This is a genomic window from Coraliomargarita algicola (assembly GCF_033878955.1).
Taxonomy (GTDB): Bacteria; Verrucomicrobiota; Verrucomicrobiia; order Opitutales; family Coraliomargaritaceae; genus Thalassobacterium; species Thalassobacterium algicola.
Genome location: NZ_CP138858.1, coordinates 2,717,511 through 2,736,095, shown reverse-complemented (window position 1 = coordinate 2,736,095; position 18,585 = coordinate 2,717,511). Strand labels below are relative to the sequence as shown.

At 54.1% G+C, this 18,585-nt stretch carries 18 protein-coding genes; 7 read left to right on the top strand and 11 right to left on the bottom strand.

The genetic code is table 11. The features are described from left to right. Positions 1-2: 2 nt before the first annotated feature. The 8 genes from SH580_RS11015 to SH580_RS10980 form a co-directional block, all read right to left on the bottom strand. Positions 3-878 (bottom strand): DMT family transporter, encoded by an 876-nt coding sequence (locus tag SH580_RS11015; RefSeq protein WP_319830933.1) that lies wholly within the window; start codon positions 876-878, stop codon positions 3-5. Between the two features lie 100 nt (positions 879-978). Further along, complete coding sequence (locus tag SH580_RS11010) at positions 979-1,383, bottom strand: hypothetical protein (RefSeq protein ID WP_319830932.1); 405 nt, start codon at positions 1,381-1,383, stop codon at positions 979-981. A gap of 39 nt (positions 1,384-1,422) precedes the next feature. Then, a complete protein-coding gene (locus tag SH580_RS11005; protein WP_319830931.1) occupies positions 1,423-2,382 on the bottom strand; it encodes a hypothetical protein in 960 nt (319 codons plus the stop codon). 1,226 nt (positions 2,383-3,608) lie between these two features. Then, positions 3,609-4,874: an ATP-binding protein gene (locus SH580_RS11000; protein WP_319830930.1), complete on the bottom strand. Its 1,266-nt coding sequence runs from the start codon at positions 4,872-4,874 to the stop codon at positions 3,609-3,611. Positions 4,875-4,936: 62 nt separating this feature from the next. Continuing rightward, positions 4,937-7,471, bottom strand: a complete 2,535-nt coding sequence (mutS, locus tag SH580_RS10995; RefSeq protein ID WP_319835006.1) for a DNA mismatch repair protein MutS — start codon at positions 7,469-7,471, stop codon at positions 4,937-4,939. Between the two features lie 122 nt (positions 7,472-7,593). Next, positions 7,594-8,580, bottom strand: a complete 987-nt coding sequence (locus SH580_RS10990) for a transposase (RefSeq protein ID WP_319830929.1) — start codon at positions 8,578-8,580, stop codon at positions 7,594-7,596. A 354-nt stretch (positions 8,581-8,934) separates the two neighbouring features. Next, positions 8,935-9,510, bottom strand: coding sequence for a tRNA 5-(aminomethyl)-2-thiouridylate-methyltransferase MnmM (gene mnmM / locus SH580_RS10985; RefSeq protein ID WP_319830928.1), 576 nt, complete (start codon positions 9,508-9,510; stop codon positions 8,935-8,937). 3 nt (positions 9,511-9,513) lie between these two features. Beyond that, on the bottom strand, positions 9,514-10,638 hold the full coding sequence (locus tag SH580_RS10980) for an NAD(P)/FAD-dependent oxidoreductase (RefSeq protein WP_319830927.1): 1,125 nt from the start codon (positions 10,636-10,638) through the stop codon (positions 9,514-9,516). A 93-nt stretch (positions 10,639-10,731) separates the two neighbouring features. Between SH580_RS10980 and SH580_RS10975 the strand changes: the two genes are divergently transcribed. From SH580_RS10975 to SH580_RS10960, 4 genes are read left to right on the top strand one after another with little or no spacing between them, the layout of a single operon-like run. Further along, complete coding sequence (locus SH580_RS10975; protein WP_319830926.1) at positions 10,732-11,181, top strand: YraN family protein; 450 nt, start codon at positions 10,732-10,734, stop codon at positions 11,179-11,181. Further along, on the top strand, positions 11,178-12,464 hold the full coding sequence (gene zwf / locus SH580_RS10970; protein ID WP_319830925.1) for a glucose-6-phosphate dehydrogenase: 1,287 nt from the start codon (positions 11,178-11,180) through the stop codon (positions 12,462-12,464). The genes SH580_RS10975 and zwf overlap by 4 nt, the downstream gene beginning before the upstream one ends. Positions 12,465-12,466: 2 nt before the next feature. Beyond that, positions 12,467-12,733 (top strand): hypothetical protein, encoded by a 267-nt coding sequence (locus SH580_RS10965; RefSeq protein ID WP_319830924.1) that lies wholly within the window; start codon positions 12,467-12,469, stop codon positions 12,731-12,733. 45 nt (positions 12,734-12,778) lie between these two features. Then, positions 12,779-13,765: a glucose-6-phosphate dehydrogenase assembly protein OpcA gene (locus SH580_RS10960; RefSeq protein ID WP_319830923.1), complete on the top strand. Its 987-nt coding sequence runs from the start codon at positions 12,779-12,781 to the stop codon at positions 13,763-13,765. On the opposite strand, the gene SH580_RS10955 is transcribed toward SH580_RS10960, so the two are convergent. Both SH580_RS10955 and SH580_RS10950 read right to left on the bottom strand, forming a co-directional pair. Further along, positions 13,762-14,262 (bottom strand): peroxiredoxin, encoded by a 501-nt coding sequence (locus SH580_RS10955; protein WP_319830922.1) that lies wholly within the window; start codon positions 14,260-14,262, stop codon positions 13,762-13,764. The genes SH580_RS10960 and SH580_RS10955 overlap by 4 nt on opposite strands. Positions 14,263-14,304: 42 nt before the next feature. Next, positions 14,305-14,682 carry a Crp/Fnr family transcriptional regulator gene (locus SH580_RS10950; protein WP_319830921.1) on the bottom strand — a complete coding sequence of 126 codons (378 nt, stop codon included), beginning with the start codon at positions 14,680-14,682 and terminating at the stop codon, positions 14,305-14,307. A 108-nt stretch (positions 14,683-14,790) separates the two neighbouring features. Between SH580_RS10950 and SH580_RS10945 the strand changes: the two genes are divergently transcribed. From SH580_RS10945 to recF, 3 genes are read left to right on the top strand one after another with little or no spacing between them, the layout of a single operon-like run. Beyond that, positions 14,791-15,573 carry a LysM peptidoglycan-binding domain-containing protein gene (locus SH580_RS10945; RefSeq protein ID WP_319830920.1) on the top strand — a complete coding sequence of 261 codons (783 nt, stop codon included), beginning with the start codon at positions 14,791-14,793 and terminating at the stop codon, positions 15,571-15,573. A gap of 51 nt (positions 15,574-15,624) precedes the next feature. Then, complete coding sequence (locus tag SH580_RS10940) at positions 15,625-16,773, top strand: cysteine desulfurase family protein (protein ID WP_319830919.1); 1,149 nt, start codon at positions 15,625-15,627, stop codon at positions 16,771-16,773. Between the two features lie 18 nt (positions 16,774-16,791). Beyond that, positions 16,792-17,862, top strand: a complete 1,071-nt coding sequence (gene recF / locus SH580_RS10935) for a DNA replication/repair protein RecF (protein WP_319830918.1) — start codon at positions 16,792-16,794, stop codon at positions 17,860-17,862. On the opposite strand, the gene SH580_RS10930 is transcribed toward recF, so the two are convergent. Next, positions 17,859-18,356 carry an NUDIX hydrolase gene (locus SH580_RS10930; RefSeq protein WP_319830917.1) on the bottom strand — a complete coding sequence of 166 codons (498 nt, stop codon included), beginning with the start codon at positions 18,354-18,356 and terminating at the stop codon, positions 17,859-17,861. The genes recF and SH580_RS10930 overlap by 4 nt on opposite strands. Positions 18,357-18,585: the final 229 nt, after the last annotated feature.

Sequence of the window (18,585 nt, the reverse complement as noted above, 5' to 3'; positions counted from 1 at the left end):
ATTTAGGACTTTGGGGCACTGTCCTTATGTTCGTTCTTGCGAGTGATTGACCATGCGACGCCGCTAATTACCAGTGCAGAAGCGATGGCTAAGCGTACTGTGAATTGCTCGTCGATGAATACGATACCGCCTAAGGTTGCTAATAAGGGCACCAGTAGTTGAGCAACTGCAGCCTGAGTAGTTGTTAGTTTGGGGAGCGCTGTATACCATAGGACATAACCTAGCCCAGAGGTGATGCTTCCGGATAGGAGCGCAAGTATGACGCCAGGGAGGCTTAACTGCATACTTGCCAGGGCACAGACACTGCCTGCTAATGCTAAGGGGGTGGCTCTTAGGAAATTACCCGATGTGGTTAAGGTGGGAGATGTGCGGTTTTTCCCTGCGATGGAGTACAGGCCCCATGCGATTCCACTGACCAGCATTAGGAGTGCGCCTAATGGATTGGGAGCTGAGACTCCTGGAGAAACTAGATAAATGATGCCTGCGATCGCCACGGTGAAAGCAATCCATTGCTGGGGGTGCATGCGTTCGCCTCGACGATGAGCGGCTACTAGCATCGTAATCTGGACTGCGCCGAAAAGTATCAGTGCGCCTGTGCCTGAGCTGAGAGATAGGTAGGCCATCGAAAAGGCGGCGGCATAAGCATAAAGTGCGAGTCCTGAGCGCCAGGAACCATGTGTCCAGCCTGTGCTCCTATTGGGGGCGATTCTTATTGAGAGTGGTCCTAGCACTATGGCAGCGCCTAGGAGACGAAGTGAAGTAAAAGAGTGGGGATCAATGGCACCTTCTTCCAACGCAAGCCGACATAGTACAGAATTGCCGGCAAAGGCGATGAGCGTTAGCGCTGGTAAGCAGAGGACTTTGATTTGCGCTAACACGTGTTTATTATCTGTGCCATGGCTGTTCATGGAAGTTGCAGAACAACTTGGGGCCGCACAGTCACGAGTCATATCGCATTTTTTGTCTAGGAGTCGACTTTTATTCTCCGTCTAGGACCGTGCGTAGATCGTAGATGTATGCGTTGGTGGCCTTGAGGATTGCTCCCAGTTCTCGGCCTGGCAGGGGATACCATTCAGGCAGAGCGAGCTTTTGCGCTTCCGTGGCCTCGATCACGACTCGACCGTTGCGTAAGCTGTGCCACTCCAAGTAGAGGCAGTTGCTCCAGTGGTAGGGCATGGGAATTTTGTTTGTATAGTAATATTCGAGCTCGTCTTCGGGGATATCGAGGACCTTGACCTTACGTGCGGCGGTGATGTCGCCGATCACGCCCGTTTGTTCGCGGGCGATGTCGAGCAGATGTGCCGGCATGGGCTTGGGCTGTGGGTTGGAGAATTTGCGTAGTTGCCCCGCCAAGTCGCGGTAGATACCAATTTTTAAGTTCATTCAGTTTGTTGCCGTGTTGAATTAGCCGAGAATTAGTAATCAGTGATTATCGGTTGGTTCGTAGACTGGGATCAGAAACTGCTGATTCAGATCGAGGCCGGGCACTTTGAGCAGCATTTCCAGTTCCCAGTAGTGGGGTGGGTCGCCTTGGATCCGCGTGGCCGGTTGGTCGTCGGGGAGGTCGAATCGGGCGGATACACGACCGGGGCGCGCCGCAAGGTCGGCGGCATCCAGTGTCTGCGTGGCCTCGTAGATGACCTCGTGCACCAAGCGCTTGCTGCGGTTTTTGCCGCTCCCGCTGGTGATGTAGAATTCCTTCAGGCAGCGCAGGTGGAGACGGGCGGATTCGCCTTTGCGTATGCTGGGGGGCAGCTCAACTTCGAGCTCGACCGACTCCCCGGGGACGAGTGGAAAGTGGGGGTAGTGAAGACGGGTGCGGCCAAATTTAACGGCGTGCCAAATGGTCCGGAGCAGGTGGACGAAGACGGCGATCACGATCAAGTTCATGGTGATGGCGGAGAGGCTGAGAATCCATGGCGTCGGGGCGCTTTCGTAGGCCAGGTAATTCGGAATGGATGCGAAGACGATTATGAACAGGCAGGCCACCATGGATTTGCGCACAGGCGTCCAGCGCGGAGGGGAAAAGCCATTTCGATCCCAGGGGTAGTCGGCCATGGCGGCATCATTGGGGTAGCGATGTTTGAGTTTATTGACCGCCCATAGCACGCGGGCTTGTTGAAGCCCCATACTCCAGATCATGAGCCCGGCCATGAGAAAAACCAGTCCCGCCGCGGTAACCAACCACACCGGGCCATTGACTCTGCTCTCGTCGAATGGGACCAGCCCTAAGCTCCCCAGAGTGAAGTAGAGCCCGAAGCCGAAAAAGGGTAGGCCGAAGAGCAGCATCGTCTTCGGCGCGGTCGTTGAATGCACGCCGACCGCTTGTAAGCTGTGGCGCTTGAGACAATAAGGGGTGGAGTCGGACTGCATCGGGATCATTGTATAGTCGTATCCGCCACTGTGAGTCAACCGATTGGGGGTTTCTGTAAGTGCCTGTCCCTGTTTATGGTCTCATGGTGGAACCTACAAGGTAATGACGGAGCGTCATCGTAGATGGCATAGCAATTGTCCCCGTTTTGAAGCCAATTAGCCCGGGGGGCCAAGATCGACTTCTTCAACCTGCTTAAACACTGGACTAGCGGGTAGTCGTTTACCCGGGCTGAAGTTTCGTTTTTTTTTGAAAGGAACTTGAGGGCCGACGCCTTCACGGCCCCGTAGATATCTGTCAATAGGCCTCCGGCAATCGTCAATAGTATCCATTCAAGTAGTTCCATTGTCCTTGATAATACGTAATGCCATGCCCGCAGAATTACGCAAGTTCAGATGTTCTCCCCTTACCCGCTTACCAAAAAAGAAGCTTTTAGACGTTACAGAGCATTACTAGTGATCTGCGCACTTCGGAATAGGAGGTGTTGTCACAGGATTAGGTGCAACTGTGATTTTCTGCCGCAAATAAAATACAACCTATTTTCACAGACTCAAAGTGCCAGTGTAATAACCCTCGTAATGGCACAATGTCCACAGTCACACAAAAAAGCCCCGAACTCCCCAAGCCGCAGTTCGGAGCCTACTTGTATGGGGACTTCCAATAAAACTCGCTGTTATTCATGTCTGGCGAGGGTTAAGTCGGGAACATTCGGGAACTGCACTGCCTTCACCCTCGTCAAATCCCAAAATTCTGTAGAATGGAAGGGCGTGAGCAACAAGGACACAGGCCCCGCAACAATTAAGGCAGCACGCATTCAAGCACGTGCTAACATCGTTGCTGCCTTGATTGGCTTTTTCGCGATTATCATTGCTGCCATGATAGCCGTTTTATTTGGATAAAAGCAGGGAATCAGAAACTGGTAGGTCAGAAACTGGCATTGCTCCGCCATCTACACTTCGTCTCGTCCGTTATTCTAATAATTTAGGTGGGCGTGGGGTGTCATTGAGATGGGGCGTCTACGTATGGGCTACGTATCGACATAGGTCCCATTCGAAGCCAGACAGGAGTCTGGCGCTCCCGGGATCGCCAGACTCCTGTCTGGCTTTGGGCGAGTTCGAGATCGAGTAAACGTTTTGCTGCGTTTCGCAATGACATCCGTGGGCGTGTCGATCCAATCCGCTGGAATTTACCAGAAGGATTTGTAAGTGCTTGTCCCTTCCTTTTGTGCCCTTGCCCGCTACGAAAACAGTTGAATCGCGGAAATGTTGTAGGTCGGCACGCCCGCGTCGCTCAATTGTTGGATTTCTGTATCTTTGCTCACGACAAGGTTCAGTAGCAGAGGTTTGTCTAGTATCTCTGAAAGGTCTTTAAAATGTCTGGCTTCGTGCCGAGTGGCGTGATCCGTCATTTTGCACTCGATCGCGATATAACCTTTTTCGTGTTCGAGCAGTAGGTCGATTTCGCGCCCATCGCTTGTTCTGAGGTGATGGAGCTGCCAAGGGAGGCGATGTGTGTCGACTATTTTGATGATTTCGCTGGCGACGGTGGATTCAAATTCGTGGCCATCGAGGATGCCTCTCTTCTTCAGGATAGATCGCCGGACGCCTGCATCCAGGAAGTGTAGTTTGGGCATTTTGCTCAGTCGCTTTTCATGGTTTCGAGTCCATGACGGAATCATTTTCACTTGGTAGCTGATTTCCAGGTAGTGGATGAAATTCTTAGCGGTGGGTGCCGATATGTCGGCGGCTCTGGCGAGGGCAGAGTAGTTAATTGGCTGAGCAGTTCGTAAGGCGGCAATTTTTTGCGCACGGACAAACGGCTCTAGCCGATCCAATTTTGCGAGATCTTGCAGGTCACGCTGTAAGTAAGCCAAACTGTAGTCCTCCAGCCATTCGTAGCGATCCGTGTCGTCCCAGCCGGGCTGGTGCAAGGCAGGCATGCCTCCGAATTGTTCGAGTGCCTCCCAGTGCTTTGAGGCAAGTGCGTAGGCATCTTTCAAGTGCTCGTCGGGTGGTCGGGTCTGCAGATTTTGCGCGGCACTGTCCGGATTTAAAAGCAACTCTTCCAGGAGTGAACGGTTGTCGCCTTTTTTCGCGATCTCCAAGAGGGAGTATGGGTAGAGATTCTGGATGGCTGCCCGGCCGGCGAGGCTCTCCCGGATGCCTTTCATTAATAGAAACTGTGAGGAGCCGAGAAGGATGAACTCCATCTCAGGGTATCGGTCGTAGCAGGACTTGATTGTCTCAAACAAGTCGGGTGCTTTCTGCACTTCATCCAAAATGACTCGCGGATAATTCGCCTGCCACTGAGCCGGGGTGTAGCGGAGGTAGGTCTCCCGCTCCAGCGGGCTATCCATGCTGAGGATCGGTAATTCAGGGAAACAGTTCTTGGCAAGTGTCGTCTTCCCCACTTGCCGTGCCCCTGTCAGCGCGATCATGCGACCACGGTCTTTCTTCTTTAAGTCAAGTAGCTTATTTTGACATTGGCGTAAATTGTAAACCATTAGTTTTAATATTACGCCCAAATCAAAATTGTCAATTTGGAATACGCGCTGTGGAATATGCTTTAAAACAGCGCCAACTGATCGTCTTCTTCCTTCGTGTCGCTGCCGGACTTTTCCTTTTTCATGCGTTTGCGCAGGAGGTTGTGGGAGGAGTCGTCGGCTTCGAGGCGTTCCAGAATGGTTTTGGCGCGGTCGATGACTGTCGTCGGCAGGCCGGCGAGTCTGGCGACTTGAATCCCATACGAACGGTCGGCGGCGCCTTTGATTACTTGGCGCACGAAGACGATGTCGTCGTTCCATTCCTTGACTGCGACGGAATAGTTCTCCACTCGAGCGAGGGTCTTGGCCAGCTGGGTGAGCTCGTGGTAGTGGGTGGCGAACAGGGTGCGGGCGCCGGTCTTTTCGGGGTGGAGGTGCTCGATTACCGCCCAAGCGATGGAGAGGCCGTCGTAGGTGCTGGTGCCGCGGCCGATCTCGTCGAGGATGACGAGGCTGCGGGGCGTAGCGTTGTTGAGGATGTTGGCGGTCTCGTTCATCTCGACCATGAAGGTGGAGTTGCCGCGGGCGAGTTCGTCGCTGGCGCCGACGCGGGAGAAGATGCGGTCGACCACGCCGAGCTCGCAACTGCGGGCGGGCACCCAGGCGCCGGACTGGGCCATCAGCACGATGAGGGCGACTTGGCGGATGTAGGTCGACTTACCCGCCATGTTGGGGCCGGTGATGAGTGCGATCTGTGGCGCGTCTTCGGAGCTGGCAGAGCTGGAGAGGCGGCAGTCGTTGGGTACGAAGGCATGGGTGCCGGCGAGACCGAGGCGCTGCTCGCGCATCATTTGCTCGACGACGGGGTGCCGACCTTGATCGATGAGTAGTTTGTCCGACTGGTCGAGCTTTGGTTTGCAGTAATCCCACTCGCGGGCGAGGGTGCTCCAGCCGATAAAGACGTCGATCTCCGCCATCGCGGCAGCGGTTTCCTTGAGTGCGTCGGCGTGCTCCAGAATGGCTTCGATGAGGCCGTTGAAGAGTGCTTCCTCGCGGGCGATGGCCTTTTCTGCGGCGTGTAAGATCTCACGTTCGCGCTCCTTGAGCACGTCGGTGGTGTAGCGCTCGGCGTTTTTCATCGTCTGCTTGCGCACGTAGTCTTCGGGCACGAGGGCGATGTTACTCTTGGTCACTTCGATGAAATATCCGAAGGCACCGTTGTAGCGAATGCGCAGGTTTTTGATACCTGTGCGTGCTTGCTCGGCTTGCTCGAATTCGGCCAGCCACTTCTGGCTGTCGCGGGTGAGGCTGCGAGTGTGATCGAGCGATTCATCATAGCCGTCACGGATGGTGCCGCCGTCGGCGATGTTGCTGGGCAATTCCTCCGCTAAGCCGCGGTCGAGGGTGGCTGAGAGGCTGCCGAAGTCGTTAATACGCTCAGCGATGGCCGCTACGGGCGTGTCAGGGAATTCCAACAAGGTGGTCGCGATTGCGGGCAAGGCCGCCAGGGTGTCGCGCACGCCGCCGAGCTCGCGCGGGTTGCGCATGCGGTTTTGCAGGCGGCTCAAGATGCGCTCAATGTCGCGCACGCCTTTGAGTAGATTTTGCAATTCAGTTGCAAGTCCCGGTGCGGTGACAAATTCGCCAACGCAATTTTGTCGACGGGTGATTTCTGTCAGATCCAATTCTGGCGCGCACAGCCAGCGTTCTAATAGGCGCGCTCCGGGGGCGGTCACACAGCCATCCATCGCCGCCAGTAGTGAGCCGTGGCGAGTGCTGGCGGCTGATTTGAAAATTTCTAAATTACGCAGGGTCGCAGGATCGAGGAGCAGCGTGCGTTCGCTGCTGTATTCGCGAATTTTGCGCAAATTCTCCGGTTTCGCGCAGAGTGTTTCGGTGGCGTAGTGGATCAAGGCTCCGGCTGCGCCGAGGGCGGGGTGATCTTGGCCAATGCCAAAGCCTTCCAAGTTCATGACTCCCAGCGCTTCCATCACCGACTGAGCGCCCGCTGCTTCGTCAAAGTGGTAGTCGGGGATCGGGCTGATCGCGCGGCCATCACCGATATGAGTGTAGAGCTCGCGAAAGCGTTGATCGGTATGTGGTAGCGTCCAGCTTTCGGCGGCGTTTTCGGGGACAATGATCTCGCGGGGATCTAAGCTCTCGAATGCGGCAAAGAGATTTTCCGGCTTCACCTCGGAGGCGAGGAAAAATTCCCCAGTGGTGAGGTCCAGCCAAGAGGCGTTGAGCGCTTTCTTGCCCAGCGAGAGCGCCAGCAGAAAGTGATTGCGCTGCGCATCGATCTGAGTGTCGGCCAGACGCGTGCCCGGGGTGATAATGCGCGTCAGTTCGCGCTTCACCAGCTTGCCTGGTTGCGGGGTTTCCACCTGGTCGCAGATGGCGATTTTGATCCCCTGGTCCAGCAGCTTTTGAATGTAACCGTCCGCCGCGTGAAACGGGATGCCCGCCATTGGCATGCCGTGGCGATGGGTCAGGGTGATGCCGAGCAACTTTGCGCCCCATTCAGCATCTTGCTTAAAGATCTCGTAGAAATCCCCCAGACGGAACATGAGGAGAGTATCATCAGCTAGCTTGGCACGCATTTCGTGCCACTGCTGCATCATTGGGGTGAGTTTCTTTGGTTGTTCGGAAGCCATGAGAGGGGCGATACAAGAGATTCAGTCATGCAGATCAATACAGATCCCAATTTTTCCATGACAAGATCGAGCCATAGCCACATCGGCTATAAATAGCCCGGCCCTCGCAGTCCTTTGAGCGCCACCAGTGGCTCGCTTGCTTGCGATTGGATCTGACGCGGTTTGGAGCGGTGCTTTTGTCGGGTTGAATGCTGCCATTTTTCCAAATGAGAATTGATAAACTCGCGTGAGCCCAAAACCGCGCCCTCAGAAAAGTATCGTATGCGGCATCTGAGTAGTATGTGAGGTGGGAGCTTACCCGCTTCCTCTTCCAGCACATGAATCGCCTGCGCGCGGTTAAACTGTGAGGTCCCCGCCTTAGGTGCGCCGCCTTTGCCGAATAGCATACAGCGGTAAGATTGTAATGCATCTGTATCTGAGCATTCGTAAAGGCCCGCAGTTATAAATTTAAGCGCAGCCACCGCCTTCTTTTGACCACTCACCGCTTCCGCGTAACCACAAAAACGGTAATCCTTCGGATCATTGACTAAGCCCGCCCGCACCGGGTTCAAATCGATATAGGCAGCCATCGTTTGCAAGGCATTCCCCTTGCCTTCGACCAAGACACTCTTGAAACGATCCGACCACAACGGGCCGAAGCGCTGATGCGTCTTATTAAACCAAGTCGAAAAGCGTTGTTTCAGAGTTTTCATAAACGCCGAGATGTCCCCCATTCGTGCCAGTAACTGAGCGCGGATCGTAGCTGCATCTGGGCCATTCGATTTCAGTTCCTGTGCGATCCGTTCAGCCGAGGCCGCTTGATAGACAGTTGGTTTTGGGTAGAGCATTCGATAGCGGCGGATCAGCTCCGTATCGCTCACTGAGCTCGCCTCAGGCACACGCACCAGCACATGGAAGTGGTTGTTCATCATGCAGTAAGTCAGCACTTCGACACCCGAAAAATCCGCCACACGATGCAGCATCTTACGAAACATTTCCATTTCACGCTCCTTAAACAGCGCCGCCCCATTCACCGTCCGTGACATGCAGTGGTAGATACCATCTGAAGCCGAGAGAATCCGTTTTGTTCGCATATCTTACAATCTAGCAGCCGGGCGCCACTTAGCAAGCTTCAATATAAGGGACAGGTCTATATAATGGAGTTCGAGCGGTGTTCAATTGATCCGTATTAAAAGGCGTTATAGACTTGCCTGAGCGAATGGTGGGTTGGCTCATGAGGCTGTCGGCTCTGATGTGGTGGCCTACCAGCGTATAAATTTCAAGGTCAGCTGGGAGCGTCTACGTGGATTGGCAGAGAGAAGTGGAGAGTAGTTGCGGTTGTGGTTTTTACACTCCAGCCGGGTCTGATCATCTCGTTTCGGAGCTCAAACCTGTGTGTCGGGCGGTTTGTTTATGGGCTTGAGGGCGAGGTTTTTGCGAGTCTTCGCTTAGTCATGAGGCTGCTCGCTTTTGCTGAGTAGCCAAAGGATGGGGGGGCTGTTGGGGGATGGGGGCGTGTGGCATTCGATGCTGTGTCCAAGCTTTTTCTGCGCTCGCATCCAATTTTCGACGACTTGAGATTCTTCTATCCCGCCTGGGTGACCTCGGTAGGCGGTGACACATAATAGGCCGTTGGGCTGTAGTAGTTGGAGCGAGGCTTGTAGGGCTTTTTCTGTGCTGGATGGTAGGGTTTGTACGGATTTATCGCTGCCGGGAAGGTAACCGAGATTGAAGAGTATACTGGATACTTTTGCTGTATGACTGTTGCAGAGTTCTTGCAAATAGGTGGCATGATCCGTGCAGTGTAGCTCCACGCGATCATTTAGTTTGGCGTGTGTGAGTTTTGCCTGTGTGGACTGAAGTGCTGCCTCTTGGATATCTATGGCGATTACGTGACCGTTCTCGCTTACGGTTTGAGCGAGATAAAGGGTATCGTAGCCGTTACCTGCTGTGGCATCGATGGCGAGATCGCCTGCTTTGAGGTGAGCCGTGAGTCGTTGGTGGACTTTTTGGGTGAGTTGCATCTTTTAAAGGGTAGGTTTGAGGCTGAAGCGGGCAATGTCGACTTCTGGGGGAATGGGGGTGCCTGTTCGCAGGTGATGGGCGAGTTGTTGTGTCATCGCAGGTGCCGTGGAAGCGCCTTTGGAGCCTAAGCCGTTGATGAGGTATAGGCCCGCTTGGCTGGGGTGGACTCCAATGACTGGGCGGCTGTCGAGGGTGCTGGGCCGGACGCCCGCAAGATGTGCTGTGATTTGAATTGTGTGTGATTCTTTGAGTGCTTCGTGGGTGGCCGCGAGGAGCTCTTCTTTGCGAGTTTGTGTGGGGGTATCGCTTAGATCGGTCTCGTCGTAAGTGGCTCCAATGCGAAAGCTGCCATCGGGGTAGGGTAATAACCACTTTTTGTGATGATACAGTTTGCGCGGGAGTTGTAGCGTGGGGCTGTTGCAGAGGAGGGTTTCGCCTTTGGCTGGTTGTAAGGCTATGTTGGGAAACCAAGGGTTGTGTATGGCCGCCGCGCCTTCGCAGAAAATAACTTTTGTTGCGTGTAGGTCCTGGTATTGCCAGCCGTCGGCTTTTTGCTGTAGTGCGCTGTGGTGAAAGGTTTCATCGCGAAATAGACCTTGCTGTGCAAAAGCGGTCCGTAGACATGTGACCAGTTTGGGGAGGTCGACATAAGCTGCTTGTTCGATGCCGAAGCTGCCATGGGGATCGTTGAAATCGGGAGCAGCTTGGCCAGGAGCGAAGTAGCGGTTGAGCACGTTTTGGTAGCGCGGGTTGCGTAAGCGGCGGCCTAGGCGTTTGATGTCGTCTGCATTCTGGCAAAAACGAATTTCAGGTATGCGGTGGTAGACTTGAATGCCGAATTGTTGTTCGAGGGAGTGATAGGTGGCCTGGGCCTCGGGGAGCAATTGATCGAAATTCCAGGTTTTTGTCATCCAACGTCCGGTGACCGGGTTGATCACTCCGGCTGCTACCTTATACGCAGCGGGCATGGCTGTGCTGCCGAGCAAGAGGAAGCGTTGTCCGGCTTGCTGGAGTCGCCAGGCGAGTAGGCAGCCTGCGAGGCCGGCGCCGACGATGAGGTGTGACGTGTGACTGGGAGATGAGATGTTGATGAATGTATGCTGAATGCTGAAGGTGTCGGGGAGCAAGACATTGTGTGCGGAGTGTGCTTGTTCACGCGAGGAGAGGCTTGGGTTCTGGATTGCCTGTTGGGGGGATTGTCTTGAGAATGTTGTTGAGCGATGAGTATTTTTAATAGCTTGCGTGATTTATTTTGTAGAAGACCTCAAAAATTGGGGCCGAATCGCTCGCGGGCGGAACGGGGGCAGTTTGGTGAAGATCTCGCTGCGGACTACTGTAGGCGCCGGTTGGGCTATCGGATAATCGCTCGCAACTGGCGCTATAAGCGGGATGAGCTGGATATTGTTTGTATGGATTCGGGGGTGTTGGTGTTCGTCGAAGTGCGGGCGAGAGCGGCGCATGCACTGGTTGGCGGCTATCATTCAATCGATGCTCATAAGAAGCGTGTGTTGCTGCGTGGATGTAAGTCCTATATAAATCGGTTGCAAAATCCACCGAAACACGTCCGTTTTGATGTGATCGAGGTATCCATCTCTGATGAGGGAGAGGGATGCGTTCGCCATTTTGGCAATGTGCCACTTTTTTCTAAACACTACACTGACCAATCATGAGTCCTGATATTGACGAAGCGAGACACCCTTTTTTGAAGGGATTAAGTAAACACCGTGGTGCACCGCCAACGGTGGTCGTGATTTTTGGTGCCTCGGGTGATTTGACGGCGCGTAAGCTAGTGCCTGCGATTTTTAACCTTGGGGTGGATAATTTACTTCCGGGGGAGTTTCACCTGATTGGTTTCGGACGTAAGCCGATTGCGGATGAGGATTTTCGGGTGATGATGGATGAGGCGATTGCAGAGCATTCACGCCGTCCGTTGAACAAAGAGATCTGGGAGCGGGTGCGGCAGAACATGTCGTATCACTCGGGCGGCTATGATGAGTCGGCTGCTTTTGATTCTCTGGCTGAGAAGATTAATCAGATCGAAAAGGATCTGGGGCGTGATATGCAGCGGATGTTCTATATTTCGACGCCGCCGAGTGTGTTTGAGCCGATTATAGAGAATCTGGGCTCGAGTGGTATGGCGCAAGCCCATGTGCATACGAAGTTGGCATCGAAGGTGGTGATCGAGAAGCCATTTGGTCGTGATTTGGAGTCGGCGCGTGAGTTGAATAAGGTCATTAATGGAGTGTTTGAAGAACCACAGGTTTATCGGATCGACCATTATTTAGGCAAAGAGACGGTGCAGGACTTGCTGGTGCAGCGTTTTAGTAACTCGATTTTTGAGCCTTTGTGGAATCGTGAGTACATTGATTGTGTGCAAATCACGGTGGCGGAAAGTCTGGGTGTCGGCTCGCGTGGTGGTTATTATGACACGAGTGGAGCGCTGCGTGACATGATTCAAAATCACACCATGCAGTTGGTCGCACTAACGGCGATGGAGCCGCCGGTCTCTTTGGACCCGGAATCGATTCGTGATGAAAAGGTGAAGGTGATTAAAGCGATCCAGCCTTTGAAGCTTGATGTGGATGGGGGCGATGTGGTGCGCGCCCGCTACACGAATGGTTTGGTCAAGGGAGAACCCGTTAAGGGCTATGCCGAAGAGCAGGGGATTCCTGAAGACTCTTCGACGGAGACGTATGCGGCGATGCGCTTGGCGATTAATAATTGGCGTTGGCAGGGAGTGCCTTTTTACATCCGTTCGGGCAAGCGTATGGCGCGCCGTGCGAGTGAAATCGCGATCCAGTTTAAGCGTCCTCCTGGTATTCTCTTTTCGGAGGGGGACAAGTTTAACGTGGCCGCCAATACCATGGTGATCAGTATTCAGCCGGATGAGGGCGTGACGATTGTTATGAACTCTAAGATTCCTGGTCTGGAGACGCGTGTACGCAACCTGTGAAGATGCACTTCCGTTACTCGACGACTTTTGGCTCGAACACACCGGAAGCTTATGAGCGTTTGATTTTGGATGCGATGGTAGGCGATAGCACATTGTTTATTCGAGGCGATGAGACGGAGGCTTCGTGGAAGTTGGTGACACCTGTGCTGGAAGACTGGGAGCAATGTGGTGTGCATGGACTAAAGGAGTATACCGCTGGTTCGTGGGGGCCACTGGAGAGCGAGCGTCTACTGTGGGAACGTGGGCATCAATGGCGTCGTTCCGGTTGATTGGCTGGTGGCACTGTCTCGACAACGAAAATGTAATTTCTGTTTATGAAAGATTTAATCGACGTATTGCCAGGTATTGATCTGCCCGTGGGGGAGGTGACGAGTCGTCTTGACCGGATGTGGGAGAGCGATACTGCGGGATCGCCGTCGGCCTTCCGTGCGTCGCAGATGAATGTGGTCTTGCATTTTGGCTGGGGGGTGTCGGCTGACGAGGCGCATGAGCGTTTTGAGGCCTTGTTGACTTTTGCGCAACGCTACCCGAGCCGGATTATCGTGCTTTGCCCTTCCAGTGAGATTTCGGATGGTTCGATGCGGGCAAAATTATTTAGCCAATGTTATATTGGTGATTCGCATCGTGAAATGTGCTGCTGTGAGGCTTTAATACTGGGCTATCAGCCTGAGAACTGTGGGTATTTGGCCAATCAGGTGTCTGTGTGGCTGGAGCCGGACTTGCCGAGCTATCATTGGTTTTGCGGAGTGCCCGGAGAGCGTATTGAGCAGTATTTCGATAATCTGCTGCTGGGAGTACGTCGTTCGATTTATGATAGCAGCTATGAGGGGCGGGACCTTAATCAACTGAACTGGCCTGAAGGTGGGCGAGTCGGCGACCTTGCCATGGCGCGCTTGTTGCCAGTGCGTCAAGCGATCGGTCAATTCTTGAGTGGATACGAGGTCAGTGAATTGTGCCGCGGACTAGAGATGGTTCGCGTGCGACATGGCGCCTCTATGTCGGGCGAGGGGTTGCGACTAATGGAGTGGGTGCGCGACTGTTTGAGTGATTGCCAGCAGTACAAGGATTGCTCTGTAAGGGAGGTCAAGTATGCACTGGAAGCCTGTGATGACAGCGACGCGGAGTGTGCCTTGGCATTAGAGTTCGTTTACACGGATGGTCGTTATCTGCGATGGCGCAAATTTTGCGAAGGCACGATGGGCGAGATTGAGGCCTCGCTGGGTAAGTCGGTCGAGAAGATCTCGACACGGGTGAAGCCGCTGGGAGCGGATCAGGCGCTGGCGGAAGCCTTGTTTTTCTAGGGATTTTGGAGTTCGTCGAGAGCGGCAAGCACTTCGGCGGCTTGTTGGCTGGTGGCTGCTTTGAGGTCGCGCCAGACGAGTGTGCCGTCTTTAAAAATGTAAGCCTGACGACTGTAGCGTCCTTTTCCAAAAGCTTTGCAAACTTGGCCTTCGGGATCGGCTATGAGTGTGAAGGGGAGCGTGTGTTTGGCGCGAAACTCGGCTTGGAGCTCAGCTTTATCGGTGGATACGCCGAAGATCTGGACATCGCGTGACTGCAGCTCGTCCCAAGCGTCGCGTAGGCTGCAGGCCTGTGCGGTGCAACCCTTGGTCATTGCTTTGGGGTAGAAGAATATCAGCGTGGTGCCATGGGCGAGTGCCTCACCTAGATCGATAGATTCACCTTGATCGTTAATGGCCTGTATTTGCGGGGCCGGACTGCCGATTTCCAGCGCTTCGGCTGAGAGCAGGCTTTGTAGCAGTGAGAAGATCATGATGATTAGGATGGATTGTTTCATAGGCAAAGATCGAGCCCTTGGATACTGTGGGGCCTTCGAGTGTTATTTCTTTTCTTCTGAAAAGAACGCGGAGGTGTTGGATAGGTCGGCTAATTTTTGAGTGGTGCGCTCCAGGCGGCTGGCGAGTGTTTGCATGATCTTGACTGCGATGTCGGGGTGTTGTTCCACCAGAGTCTCCAAGTCGGGGCATTCGTATTTGATTACTTTGGTCTGAGTGCGCGCTTTGACTGTGCAGGTGCGTGGGGTGTGTAAAATATCGCCAATCTCACCAAATATGGTGCCGGGGTAGATGAGCACGTTGAGCATTATATCGTTTTTGTAAACTTCGACGGCTCCCTTTTCTAAGACGTAAAACCCGTTGTCCATCTTCCCCTGCTTGAGAATGACCTCCCCCGTTCTGTATTCTTCGACTTTTTGCATGATTGGATCAGAAGGTATTCGCGGTCTCTAGGCAAGATAATGAGGGTGAATCGGCTCTGTATCGAATAGCGTTGACGACCTTTGACGTGGATTTAACACACTATCCTAATGTCACGCGTGTTTTGCTATTATCTCTTCATCGTTCTTGCAGTCGTGCACCTGGTCGGGTGTGCGCCGAGTGGTGTCGAGATTGTGAGTGAAACCGACGAGAAGCAATATCAGCTGGGGCAGGATTACAAGAGTCAGGGGCGAATGGAGGAAGCTTTAAGCGCCTTCTTACGGGTGGTTGACGCGCGTCGCGATGCGCCGGAATCGCATTTGGAAGCGGGCTATATATATCTGCGCACGATGAAGGACCCGGTGCGAGCGATTTATCACTTCGATCGCTATTTACAATTTAAGCCGCAATCGCCGCAAGCTTCGCAGGTGCGTCAATTGATTGAGACCGCGCAGAAAGAATTTGCCCGCCAATTACCCGCGCAGCCATATGAGGGGGAGCTGGATCGGATTGACCTGATGGATTTGGTGAAGACATTGAAGCAGGAGAACGATAGTTTGAAGCGTGAGTTGATGGCTGCGACGGCACGGGTGGAGCAACTTGAGAATGTGTTGGGGCAAGCGCGGCGTACTACGCAGGCACAGGCATCTTCAGCGCAACAGCAGGCGGTACAGGTCCGCGGCTCTACACCGACACAGTCCGCGGCGGTGCCGACGCCGAGTCCTAGTAACGCGCCGCGCACCTATACGGTGCAGTCGGGAGATACTTTGAGTGCGATCAGTAAGCGTTTTTATGGTACACCTTCGCGTTGGATTGATATTTACCAGGCCAATCGCGACCGATTGTCGAGTGAGAGTGCCTTGCGTGTTGGGCAAGAAGTGCGGATTCCGTAGCGAGCGGGACTACGTTTGACCTGCCTACACCTATACATAGCGTATTAGATCATGAAGTTGCGCTATTTTGATCACAACGCCACGACGCCACTTGCGGAGGTCGCGAAGACCGCTTGGTTGCAAGCGGTGGATACGCAATGGCTGAATCCTTCGAGTCCATACAGGCAAGCGGCGGCAGTGCGTGTGCGCTACGAGGCGGCACGTGCTTCGCTGGCGGAGTTGTTGGGGGTGGGCGTGAGTCGAGTCGTCTTTACGGCGGGCGCGACTGAAGCCAACAATGCGGTGTTCCGGCATTGGGGCGATCGACTGTCGGCGGATGCCCGCGTGGGAGTGAATCCGACGGAGCATCCCAGTGTGCTTGAAGCGGCAAAGGCATTTTTAGGAGAGCGGGTGCTGTGGTTGCCGCTGCTGGAAGATGGACGCGTCGACCTAAATGTACTGGAGCAACAGATACAATCGGGGGCCTTGACCGCCGTGTCTGTGATGGCGGCTAATAACGAGACTGGAGTGATTCAGGCCTGGCCGGAGATTGCGCGGCTTTGTCAGCAAGCGCAGATCCCCTATCATTGTGACGCCTCGCAATGGGTGGGGAAGATGCCTTTGGGCGGATTGTCGGATTGTGGCTACGTGAGTGCGTGCGCGCATAAGTTTGGAGGTCCGAAGGGGCAGGGCTTTCTGTTGCTGCCCGAAGGAGAGGAGGGCTGTCACATATTATATGGTGGGGCGCAGGAAGCGTTGCATCGGGCGGGCACGGAAGATGTGGCCGGAGTGATGGCAATGCTCGCAGCTTTGGAGTCTGCAGCTGTCGGGGAGGCAGAATTGCGTGATGCATTCATTGGGTGGATATGTCACGAGCTGCCTGGTGCACGAGTCGTCGGTATCGAGGCCGATCGTTTGTGGAACACAGTTTCGCTGGTGATGCCGCAGTTTCAAAGTGTGCGCTGGATTCGGCGTATGGAGCGGGCGGGCTTTTTGCTTTCGGCGGGCTCAGCTTGCGCGACGGGGAAGTCGACGGTATCGCATGTCTTGTCGGCAATGGGGCTGGAGACCGCTGAGGCGGGACGCGTCTTGCGAATTAGTTCTGGCGTCGAAACGACTGCTGAGGATTGGCAGGCCTTGGCGGATGCTTTGCTGTCTGCCTGGGGCGACTTACAGCGCGAGGCCCAGGCATCTAATAGCCAAGTGATCAGCATTGATTGATCGCGGAGATTTGACCGAATGCGTTTTTTAAAGCTACGTTTGCAGAATTTTCGTAATATTGAGTTTACAGAGCTCCCATTGGAGGGGGATCGAAACTTTTTATTAGGAGCCAATGGGCAAGGGAAGTCGAATTTACTAGAGGCGCTGGGGCTCGCGACTGCACTGCGCTCATTCCGTACCCAAACTATGGCTGCGCTGCCGCGTAAGGGATTTAAGGAATACAGCTTGGCCTATCAGTTGGAGCATGAGCGAGAGGGGCGCACTGAATTGGAGATTCACTTGGGGCGTGGGGGACGTCGTGTTTTGATTGATGGGGAGAAGGTGACGCGGCTGGTCGAGTTTATTGGGCGTTTTCCGACTGTGACGCTTTGTTCTGGAGATCTAATGCTCTTGCGTGGAGGGCCGGCCGAACGGCGGCGTTTTATGGATTTAACGCTGGCAGTTGTTAATCGTGCCTATTACACGGCGCTGCGTGACTTTCACCGTGGCATTGCAGAGAGAAATCGTCTGCTGAAGCGGGGCGGTCGTTCTGCAGAGTTATCGGCTTTCGAGGCCGAGATCGCGCCGCATGCCAGTGTGATCGCAAAATACCGCGAACAAGGTATGGCTTTGTTGCGTGAAGTCTTGTGTCAGGTGTATGATCAGATCGCGGAGGCCGACGAGGGGCCGGAGCTGGACTTTCGGCCCAATGTAGATTGCCGCGATGCGGAAGCCTATCGAAAACTCTTATATGAGAGTCGTCAGCGGGATCAGATCCTTGGTGCGACTCAGCGCGGGCCTCATCGCGATGATTTTCACTTGGCATTGCACGTGGGGGGCGCGCGAGTATGCCTCGGATGGGCAACAGCGCGGTCTCTGTGTGGCCTTGCGTATTGCTCAGGCCAGTTTTTACCGGCAGCAGTTGGGCCTCGCTCCTGTGTTATTGGCCGACGATGTACTGGGCGAGTTAGATCCCGTTCGTCGAAAAGGCTTTTGGCGAGCGTGTCCCGAAGACATTCAAGTGATTGCCACGGGCACAGAATTGCCTGTAGAGCCGGGGCGGTGGTCGATTTATTCGGTGGCGGCCGGGCAGGCGACTACGTATGCTAGAGCTTGAGTTCTTCGGTGATGCTGAGCTGTCCTTGGGGATCGCAGTTGGCGCGTAAGCCGATGAAGCCCTCTTTATACTGATCATAGTAGGGCCAAAGTAAGCTGCGGTCTGATTCAGGGATGGGAAGGGCATCGATTGCAGCTCGTTCGAAAAATTCAAAATGCCCTTCGTTGATTGCCTCTGGCAGATGAGGCAGTGCCTTTTTGCATTCGAATAAGAACATTAACCAGTGCCCCGCGCCTTCGTAGCTCTTTTCCGAGATGTAGCCGAAGCAGTGCAGGTTGTCATCGCCGATGGAGAGACCAATCTCTTCTTCGGTCTCGCGGCGCGCGCACTCGTAGGGGGACTCCCCGGTTGCCATGTCCAGTTTGCCACCGATTGGGCTCCAGCAGCCGAGGTTGGGGGCTTTTTTGCGTTTGATTAGCAATTGTTGGCCTTGTTCGTTGTGGACGAAGACGAGTGCACTGATCTTAAATGGGAGCTTTTTGTCCATGGGAGACGAGGTTTCGTGTTGGAGAGATTTCTGCAAGTGAAATTGCTATTAGAAGCCGTCATACGCGGCAGATGTCAAAAACAAGCGTTCTTATGGTTATGTTAAGTTTGCGGAATTAGCTTTGTTACAACGCGGAAAGGCAGGAATTCCCTTAAAAAGTGGTTGCTATGCGGGGTTGTGACTACATAACAATTGGACTTATGAGCCGCTAAACAGCGGTTGAATAGTT